Below are 7,941 nucleotides of genomic sequence, written 5' to 3'. Positions count from 1 at the left end.
GCGCTAAACAGCCAGCGCAAGCAGGGCGGCGGCCCCTCGAACCTCGTCATCTGTCAAGGGTTCGCGGGGGGAATTGCGATTTTATTGGCGGCTTAACTTGGATGGATTGGAATCCGTGGGCCCTATATCTTGCCCATTTCGGTGACCACCGGGCAATCCGGAATATCATGCCCTGGGTAATGGCGATGTGCACGATACGACCCTCACCGCTGGCGCCTTTGCGCGATGGCCGCTCAACGGCTCGCGACGTAATTGACGAGCGGGATTTGACCGATGCCGCGGAGCAGGCCGCCAAGGCCCCCGACATTGCCGAACTGCTCACGCGCTTCCCCGAAAAACGCACGCTCTACCGCGAGGTCTGCGGCTTGCTGGTCCTTCCGCTACTGGGGCACCCTAACCGCGAACAAGTTACAACCTGGTGCGCACGGGCAGCATGGGCATGTCGGCGGAAGCGCTGCAAGCGTTTTGGCTAGGAGTTGCACCGACCGCGGATCGCGCGCTGCGAACACGCTCCGCGCCTGTCCAGCTTGCTTGGTGCGCGACCCGGTCCAGGGCCACCGTCTCGCAGCCCTATTTGTCCTGCCGGGCGGCGTGGAAGCATTCTTCACCGCCATGGAAGGCAACGGTAAGCGCTGCCTATTCGGGTGGTTTGGTTGCTTGGTCCCGCCGATTGCCGCGTTCTTGTACGTAGAGATTGGATTATTTGTCTGAGTGGTAGCGGAGAGAATAAATAAAAGCCCCGGAATCGCGAGACTCCGGGGCTTTTTCTTTTGCATGCGTGAACCGGTGCGGTTACATCGCGGCGTCTTTCAGTTTCTTCATCGCACGAACCTTCACCTTCACGCTGGCCGGCTTGGCCGCGAACCATTGCTCTTGGCCAGTGAACGGATTCTTGCCGAAGCGCTTCTTCGTGGCCGGAACCTGGATGGCCGAGACCTTGAACAGGCCCGGCAGGGTGAATTCGCCGGCGCCCTTCTTGTGCAGGGCGTTCACCATGGTGTTTTCCAGGTGGGCCAGCACGGTCTGGACAGCCTTCTTGTCCAGTTGGGTCTGTTCCACGAGGTGTGCCAGCAGGGTGGACTTATTGAACGTGTCCTTGATCGGCTTGGCGACCGGTGCGGCAGCGGCAGCCTTCTTGGCAGGAGCGGCTTTCTTGGCAGGAGCGGCCTTTTTGGCCGGGGCAGCCTTCTTAGCTGCGGTCTTCGTTGCAGTCTTTGCTACAGGTTTCGCTTTCGTGGCCATAGTCGTGTCTGATTAGAAAGGTGCGCGCCTGACAGCGATTTCTAGAGTGGCGCACGGGCGAAGCATAGCAAAAGCGGCCGCGTATGCAAGCGGGGATCGGGATTTCCATGATCTTCCGCTTCGCTAGCCTTTGCGCTCGGCTTCTACGTTCTCTTGAAGCGTTTGTGCAGGTGTCAGGGTCGCGGCGATCCGGTCGCAGGTGCGATTGCTGGCCAGCCCCAACATTTGGCTCACTTCATCGCGAGAGTGACCGGCCAGGAGGTGGCGCCGGCAGAACGTATTGCGCAATGTGCGTGGGCTCATTTCGACATCAGTGGCGCGGATCGCGTTGAGGATCTCGGACACGATACGGCCGAAGCTCATGTCGGTGATTGGACGACCATCTGGGGTAAGGGTGAAAAGCAATTCGCCCTTGATGGGGAGTTCCGCGCGCCGGGTACTCCAGGCCCGCAGGGCCGGTACCGCGAAGCTAGCCAGGTGCATCGTGCGGGCGTCTCGGGGCCCATGTGCCCGCACGACGAGGTAGGGTGGGGTCGCGTCCGGCCTCAGATCCGCACAATGGGCCGCGCGCGCTTCCGCCGCGGTGATACCCGTACCGAGGAATGCCGCCACAATTGCCTGGCTGCGCAAACTGGCCAGATCGCCAGGAGGCAACTTGAGAAACGCCTGCAGCCGCCCATCCTCAGCTTCGGTGAGGAACTGAGGTGTTGGCTCGTGGTCTGGCCAGCGTTCAGCTGTGAGCAGCGTAGCGGCAGGGTTGTCCTGCCGTACGCCGGCGAAGACCAGATGTCGGCACAGCCGATCCAGCAGCTTCACATAGCGCATGCGGGTGGCCTGGGAGTATGTGCCGCCATTGGGGGTTTGCCAGAACGCGTCGACGTCGGCCGTGCCAAATGAGGCAATGGTCGTGCCTCGTGCCAGCAGGTGCCGACGAAAATGCTCGAACATCGCCTGATGCTGGATGATCGAGCGCGCCGAGAAGGGGCGGCGATCAGCGCCGGCCGCTTCGCGAGCCTGCCAGTCCTGGTACGCCTGGGTTGGGTTGCTGAACCAGAGGGAGTCCATTTGCGTCATGCCCCTGTTATATACTGAATTTGCCCCATCTCACACACCTGCCACCGCTTCGCGGCGGATATCGCTTGCAAATAACAGGGTCAGAGCCGCGGTCGCCCATAACGGTTGCGGCGGGCGGCGAGTCTTGCGCGGGTGCAGGCGTAGCGAGGGGAGGCGGCGTCCAGCATGTCCGCGATCCGCCCGTACGCGCGATGGAGCGGTGTGCCGTTGGCTTGCTGGCCGATTTGATCACGGAACGCCGGCTTCAACCGGTCGAGGAAAGCGCCGAGTTGCGACCGCTGCATGCCGATGCCACCAGTGGTTTCCTGCAGGGCAGGCAGTTGGGGACCGTACCGGCGAGCCAGCGCGGCGCGCATGACGCGTCGGTACTGGGCGCCGCCCGCCAGCATCACCGAGCCGACACGGGTTGGCCAGGCAGCGGGCTGCGGACATGTCCGGGCAATCTCCAGTTCTTCTGGACACGCATCCAGTTGCGCAGCGCATCATCAGACAAGAGCAATTCCGGCTGTTGGTCGAGCCGCGCACCGACCCCATAGAGTACCGCAGCAACGTGCTTGCACATTGACGCCCAGTCCGGACAACTGCAACTGAACCTGATTTCTTTAGGCATCGGGAACAGCCCGGTGCCAGGTTTGCAGATGCGCTCCATCACGGCTGTCGAGAGCTTGCCCTGCAATAGTGCCACGATCGAATCGATTGACCCCGCGCAATCGGCGCTGATCGCTCGCCAATGCTTTGCAGGACACGCCGTCACAGTCACAGCAACCGTGTAGAGGCTTGAACCCATGACCTGTGCGCGGACTTCGCCTCCCGTAATCTGAAGGTCGATCACGGAACCGTTGCGTGCATAGGTACGCCCGCGCGGCAGGCGGTTGGCATAGTCGCTGTAGCCTTCCAGGTTGTCGCACCAGGCCTTGCCCCAGACGGTCTTGGCTATGGCACCGCGATACGCCGCGATAGGCGACAGGACCGCACCAGCCTTCTTCGCTGTCGCGGTGGCCAGTTCCGCCTTTTTTCTGCGGGCTGATCTTCGCCAACCCCTCGGGCTGACGCAATTCCTGCAGGATGTCGGCCAGCCAGGGCCCTGCCACTAGCTGCGACCAGTCGCGGTCAGCGGGCTCGGCGCTCTCGTCGAGCGAAACACCCGCCAGAAGGCGCAGGGCCTCATTAAAGGGCAGACCGGCTTGCGCCGCCTGTTCCATGGCCTCGAATCGCTTCAGGAGGCGACCGAGCTTCTTCTTGTCCACCTCGACCCACCGTCCCCGGATGAGTTGCAAGCCGTCGGCGCCTTTGAGCAGATTCTTAACCTCGGCGGCGCTGAGACGCTCGCCGTCGAGGGAGACCTCCATGTTGAAATCGAGCAACGCGTCCTTGCCCAGGAGCGAAGGCGGTCGTGCGCCGACGCTGGCTTTCACAACGGGACGGGCAGGGCGGCCCGCGTGCCAGACGCCTGGCGTGCGTACGACTATCCCGGCCGCTTCGAGTTGGGACAGGTCCGAGAGAAAGCGATAGGCATCGAGCGGCGTCCAGCGCAGCGGATGGTATATCTCGCCGTTATCTACCATCTCGCGAAGCCAATCGCAGTGTTCCGCGGCGCGCTGTACCGGCAGCAGTAACGACAGCAGTTGCGCCTTGTTCCTGGCTCCTGAAAATTCCGCGAGGGCTTGCGACAGTGGCTGATGTTGCGCTTTGCCAAGCGCCGACAGGCGCGAGGTGTACGTCGCAAGGAAAGCGAACGGTGACTCCGGGTCCTTGCGGTTCTCAGCGAGGTTGAAATGCACCCGGCCGACGAGATTCCAGGCGGGGTGGTGCTTTTTGAGGAATTCCTGAAGCGGGACGTTTGCGGCCGCCAGTTCCTGGTGCAAGGCTGTATCCATCTCGTCCCAGAGCGTGGCCAATGACCACCTGCGCAATCATGGGTTCATCTGGGATCCGCGGCTGCCCGGCTGGCGCCTGAGCCCGCTCTACGACGTGTTGCCACGGCCTTCCCACGCTACCGAACGCCTGTTGCACCTCGAGATCGGGCCGCAAGGACGCAGCGCAACGATCGACAACGCCCTGGCTGGCTGCCAGCGGTTCTCGATCAGCACCGCGCGCGCCGCAGAGCTGATAGCGGGGATTTGGGCTGTTGTGCGCGAGTGGCGGGTGTTCTTCGAGCAGTATGGCGTCGATGCACTGGACTGCGACAAGATCGCGCCGGCATTCCGGCACTTGGAAGACATCAGCAGCGCTGAGACACGACGCCATTTGCCCTGAGGCTCTGCCGCGGGTAAAGACGATGAGCGACTGCGTGCGCGACGTGTTCGTCAATCACCGACAAGACCCGGCGCCGTCATCGCGACCATCTCTGGATGCTCGGCGGCGAAATCATTCGTCGCCGCCATGAAGATTCCGACTTGGTGAGCCTTGTCACCGAAACTCTGCTTTTGCAAATGATTGACGACGAGGGTGGACCGCTCATCTGGCCACGCATCACGGAGACCGAGCAGAAGGCTTTCGATACCACTTCGCGCAAGCTCTATCGCTACCTCATGCGGATTCAAGAACCGTAGTCAGGCCAAGAAAACCACCCATAGATTTCCCCGACGAGCCCGGAAATGAAGGCACCCGCTAATAGTCCCGACGAACCAGATTTACAGTCTTAGCGGCAACGCAATTCGAGACAGATCTGCTTCATTTGTGCCGTATCGAGAATTGTAACTCTCAAGGATCGCTGCTTTAAGCACACTGACATCAACCTCCTCGATCTTGCGGGGCGAGGGCTCGCCGGGTGACTGCTCGTAGTTGAATACCACGACATCGAGATCGATATCGCGCTTCAGCTTGTGGCCGGCAAGTGTTTCGAGAAGGACGCTTGAAATTGACGGGTAGGGCGTGAACTCGGGGTTGGCGAGCCAATCTCTCAGATCTGCCTCAGGGACGCTAAATTTGACGCCCACACCGGCCAGCGCATGCAGGATGTCTTCAACAATCAATGGCTGCTGCACGGTCCCGAGTATGTCGCCAACGACCGCGATTGGCCCGCGCCAAGCCCGATCAGAATCCTCCCGCCAGAAGAAGTCGAAGCCGCGTTGATTGTGACGACGCGCAATGACCTCGAGATTGCCGTTTTCGCCCGTGCCGAAGCGGCTCTGGATCATCGATACCTCATCGTAGATGGCCTCACCGAATTTGGTCCCGAACGACCACCCATTGTCCAATATGGGGGTGTCTCCGTGGTCGCCGTTGTCGCGCCAGAAGTGGAGAAGTCCACCCGCCTTTGCAGGAGCCACTACCTCGAGATTGCCATACTCGGCATCGTCGCCGAAGAACCCTCCGATCTCTCCGATTTCATCTAGGCCGTAGTCGGCTTGGATGATGGCTGGACGGCCACGAAATGGACGTAGCTCGTGTCCCAGTGGGGTGGGAAGTGTTAGCGACGTGGCGTCAATCCAAAGCTGCCCGCTAACTTCGCCCGGTCGGTTTCGGGTGTATGACCATTCAAGTATGCTCAGGGCTCCTTCGCTGGAGCCGCCGCATACCAGAATGTCTCCCGAGACGATGTCGAACTCGACCCCCTCCCGCATCGCTTTCCAACCTGCAAACGTGGTGATGTTCTTCAGCGTTGTGAGGGCCAGTCCCAACCCGACGAAGTCCCTGTCGCGGAGGATGGCGCTGGAAATGGAGCTGAATACCGGAGGACTACTGATCTGCTCCCATCCGTTCGGCATTGTGGATCCCGAGCCGAAAGGATTGGGACGCTCGTCGTTCCGGCGCCGGAACATGTTGAACCCGCCACCTTTCGAGGGGATCACGACGAAGAACTCACTCGGACCATGCGCATCAAGATCGAAGAAGAAGCCGGATCCCTTGAAGCGTGCGCCGGAGTAAGCAAGCGCCGGGACACCCTGCGACGCACCGGCGACGACCGTGGGCGCCTGGCTCCATCTAAATGTTCCGCCATTCTCTCGCCACCAGTGCTCGGCGTCACCGTTTTCGGCTACTGCAACTACCTCGAGGTTTCCCAAGCGGGCATCAAACGTACGAAAGTCCGACTCGATTACAGACGCCCCCTGATACCTGCCTCTGCCGAAGATCGTTGGACCGTGCCAAGTCTTGGCAGGATCGTCATTGTCCCGCCAGAAGTGAGCCAACCCGCCATCTGGCCAAGGGATGACGACTTCGAAATTGCCGCTTTGACCTCCGCGGCTCCTCGTGAGGAAGCCGCCACACGGAGAGGCTTTGGGGCGCTCTGGATAGTCGAGATCGGGCATAGCTGCTCCGTCTTACATACCGCGACAATCTGGTTGTTCCAATTGGAGCAGAGGCTTGCCGCTTTCATCGAGGATATCAACAGATACTTGCCCCTCCTCAGGTTTGTCAAGTCATTGATATCTCCAACCAGAAGTAGCTTCTCACAAACGGCGGAGATGAGATGGACTAATGCTTTCGTCGAAAATTTATTGCCTCGTTCATTGTTCCTATAGGTTGCGACGCATGGACCGTCAATGGGTTGAATTCATGAAATTATTTTAAGTCTCACTTAATTTATACTGAATTACAAATATGAAACTGTCGGAGGCGCGTCGGACGGCCCACAAGTAGAGTACCTGTTTCAGTAAGTTAGCATAATCAACATTCAAATGATCGCGGCGGAGCGAACACCGTCTTGGTACGTAGTCCAGCGATTTCAAAGAGGATTTTTGAGTGCAGACGCTTAAACCCTCCGTGAAAGGGTGGCATGCAACTCCACTTTGGCACACCGATGCCGTTCGAGTGGGAGCGTCCACCCCATTGCTTTGTCGCGGTCTCCTTTGAGCGTCCGCGTCAACTGATGGCCTGGCTCGGCGTCTCCTGCATGCCACCTCAGAACGCGAGCGCCAGCATCCCGGCCCCCCCGGCGAGCAAAGCGACGCCGCTTGCGTAGCCGAGACAGTGCCCCGCAGGGACAGTCTTTTCGCACAGTACGAATAGTGCGAGTCCCGCAATCCAGTAGAGGCTCATCACCCCGCCGAAGAACATTAGCCCCATCAGAAACCAGCAGCATCCGACGCAGAACGCACCGTGCAAAAGACCCATGCGCAGCGCTCCAAGGGCACCGCGCCGCCAATGGGTACTAAGAAATGCAAGCGGCGATCGGCACTGGCGAAGGCAGGCATGCTTGATCGGGGTGAGTTGGTAAATGCCGGCGGCGAGTAGCAGAAGGCCGCTGAAGGTCGCATTGGCGGCGACGAGGGTCGGTGAAAGGATACCTGTCCGCTGGAAGCCCCACTGCAGGACCACCGCGACCAAGCTGAAGCCAGCCCAGGCGGCAAGATAGCCCATTGCGAAAATGCTTGTCGCGACATAGGGACGGGTGATGTCGCGCTGCTTGCGATTGATCGTTGCAAACAAAAGAATCATCGACGCCGCGCTGGGCAGCATCATCGCCACCATCATGACGCACCACATGAAAAACATCAGGAATGCATAGCCGAGCGTCCACACTGCCGGCGCCACCATTACCATGCCGGCGCCGGCTAGCAGATATGCCCAAGACAGAACGATAACCGCAGTAAGCGCGCTAACGACGACCAAGCGATCGCGCCTGACCGCTGCCTCAAGTGTAGCGTCGATGGGTACCGTCCTCACTTTTCACCCGATCAT

Annotated in this window: 7 protein-coding genes and 3 pseudogenes; 3 read left to right on the top strand and 7 right to left on the bottom strand. The window is 60.2% G+C overall.

Going from position 1 to position 7,941, the window contains the following annotated elements; all coding sequences use genetic code 11:
* Nucleotides 1–251 precede the first annotated feature (251 nt).
* Nucleotides 252–469, top strand: a pseudogene (locus K309_RS44355) (DNA-binding protein); the annotation flags it as partial.
* 323 nt (nucleotides 470–792) lie between these two features.
* Here the strand turns inward: K309_RS44355 and K309_RS0127875 are convergent.
* From K309_RS0127875 to K309_RS43220, 5 genes and pseudogenes are all read right to left on the bottom strand, one after another.
* The gene (locus tag K309_RS0127875; RefSeq protein ID WP_029049430.1) at nucleotides 793–1,242 is read right to left on the bottom strand and encodes an HU family DNA-binding protein; all 450 of its coding nucleotides are present in this window, start codon (nucleotides 1,240–1,242) and stop codon (nucleotides 793–795) included.
* Between the two features lie 123 nt (nucleotides 1,243–1,365).
* Nucleotides 1,366–2,316: a tyrosine-type recombinase/integrase gene (locus K309_RS37675; RefSeq protein WP_369796535.1), complete on the bottom strand. Its 951-nt coding sequence runs from the start codon at nucleotides 2,314–2,316 to the stop codon at nucleotides 1,366–1,368.
* 80 nt (nucleotides 2,317–2,396) lie between these two features.
* Nucleotides 2,397–2,672 (bottom strand): hypothetical protein, encoded by a 276-nt coding sequence (locus tag K309_RS43230; RefSeq protein WP_232232512.1) that lies wholly within the window; start codon nucleotides 2,670–2,672, stop codon nucleotides 2,397–2,399.
* 131 nt (nucleotides 2,673–2,803) lie between these two features.
* Nucleotides 2,804–3,319 (bottom strand): annotated as a pseudogene (locus K309_RS43225) (SWIM zinc finger family protein); the annotation flags it as partial.
* A gap of 208 nt (nucleotides 3,320–3,527) precedes the next feature.
* A pseudogene (locus K309_RS43220) lies at nucleotides 3,528–3,881 on the bottom strand (SNF2 helicase-associated domain-containing protein); the annotation flags it as partial.
* Between the two features lie 325 nt (nucleotides 3,882–4,206).
* Between K309_RS43220 and K309_RS0127850 the strand changes: the two are divergent.
* Together K309_RS0127850 and K309_RS37660 are read left to right on the top strand one after the other, a co-directional pair.
* Nucleotides 4,207–4,572, top strand: coding sequence for a HipA domain-containing protein (locus K309_RS0127850; protein ID WP_029049428.1), 366 nt, complete (start codon nucleotides 4,207–4,209; stop codon nucleotides 4,570–4,572).
* Nucleotides 4,573–4,667: 95 nt separating this feature from the next.
* Nucleotides 4,668–4,868: a hypothetical protein gene (locus K309_RS37660; RefSeq protein WP_051320644.1), complete on the top strand. Its 201-nt coding sequence runs from the start codon at nucleotides 4,668–4,670 to the stop codon at nucleotides 4,866–4,868.
* 81 nt (nucleotides 4,869–4,949) lie between these two features.
* On the opposite strand, the gene K309_RS42575 is transcribed toward K309_RS37660, so the two are convergent.
* Together K309_RS42575 and K309_RS0127835 are read right to left on the bottom strand one after the other, a co-directional pair.
* The gene (locus tag K309_RS42575) at nucleotides 4,950–6,569 is read right to left on the bottom strand and encodes a hypothetical protein (protein ID WP_051320643.1); all 1,620 of its coding nucleotides are present in this window, start codon (nucleotides 6,567–6,569) and stop codon (nucleotides 4,950–4,952) included.
* A 592-nt stretch (nucleotides 6,570–7,161) separates the two neighbouring features.
* The gene (locus K309_RS0127835; protein WP_232232511.1) at nucleotides 7,162–7,872 is read right to left on the bottom strand and encodes a DUF2182 domain-containing protein; all 711 of its coding nucleotides are present in this window, start codon (nucleotides 7,870–7,872) and stop codon (nucleotides 7,162–7,164) included.
* Nucleotides 7,873–7,941 lie beyond the last annotated feature (69 nt).

The sequence above is a fragment of the Cupriavidus phytohabitans genome (assembly GCF_000426345.1).
In the GTDB taxonomy this organism is placed as follows: Bacteria; Pseudomonadota; Gammaproteobacteria; order Burkholderiales; family Burkholderiaceae; genus Cupriavidus.
Note: the sequence above shows the minus strand (reverse complement) of the source record. Positions and strands in the feature narration are given on the sequence as shown.

Excerpts from the sequence above, each read along its gene's own strand:
- K309_RS42575 (WP_051320643.1), bottom strand. The coding sequence starts at position 6,569 with ATGCCCGATCTCGACTATCCAGAGCGCCCCAAAGCCTCTCCGTGTGGC.
- K309_RS0127875 (WP_029049430.1), bottom strand. The coding sequence starts at position 1,242 with ATGGCCACGAAAGCGAAACCTGTAGCAAAGACTGCAACGAAGACCGCA.
- K309_RS43230 (WP_232232512.1), bottom strand. The coding sequence starts at position 2,672 with ATGCGCGCCGCGCTGGCTCGCCGGTACGGTCCCCAACTGCCTGCCCTG.
- K309_RS37675 (WP_369796535.1), bottom strand. The coding sequence starts at position 2,316 with ATGACGCAAATGGACTCCCTCTGGTTCAGCAACCCAACCCAGGCGTAC.
- K309_RS37660 (WP_051320644.1), top strand. The coding sequence starts at position 4,668 with ATGCTCGGCGGCGAAATCATTCGTCGCCGCCATGAAGATTCCGACTTG.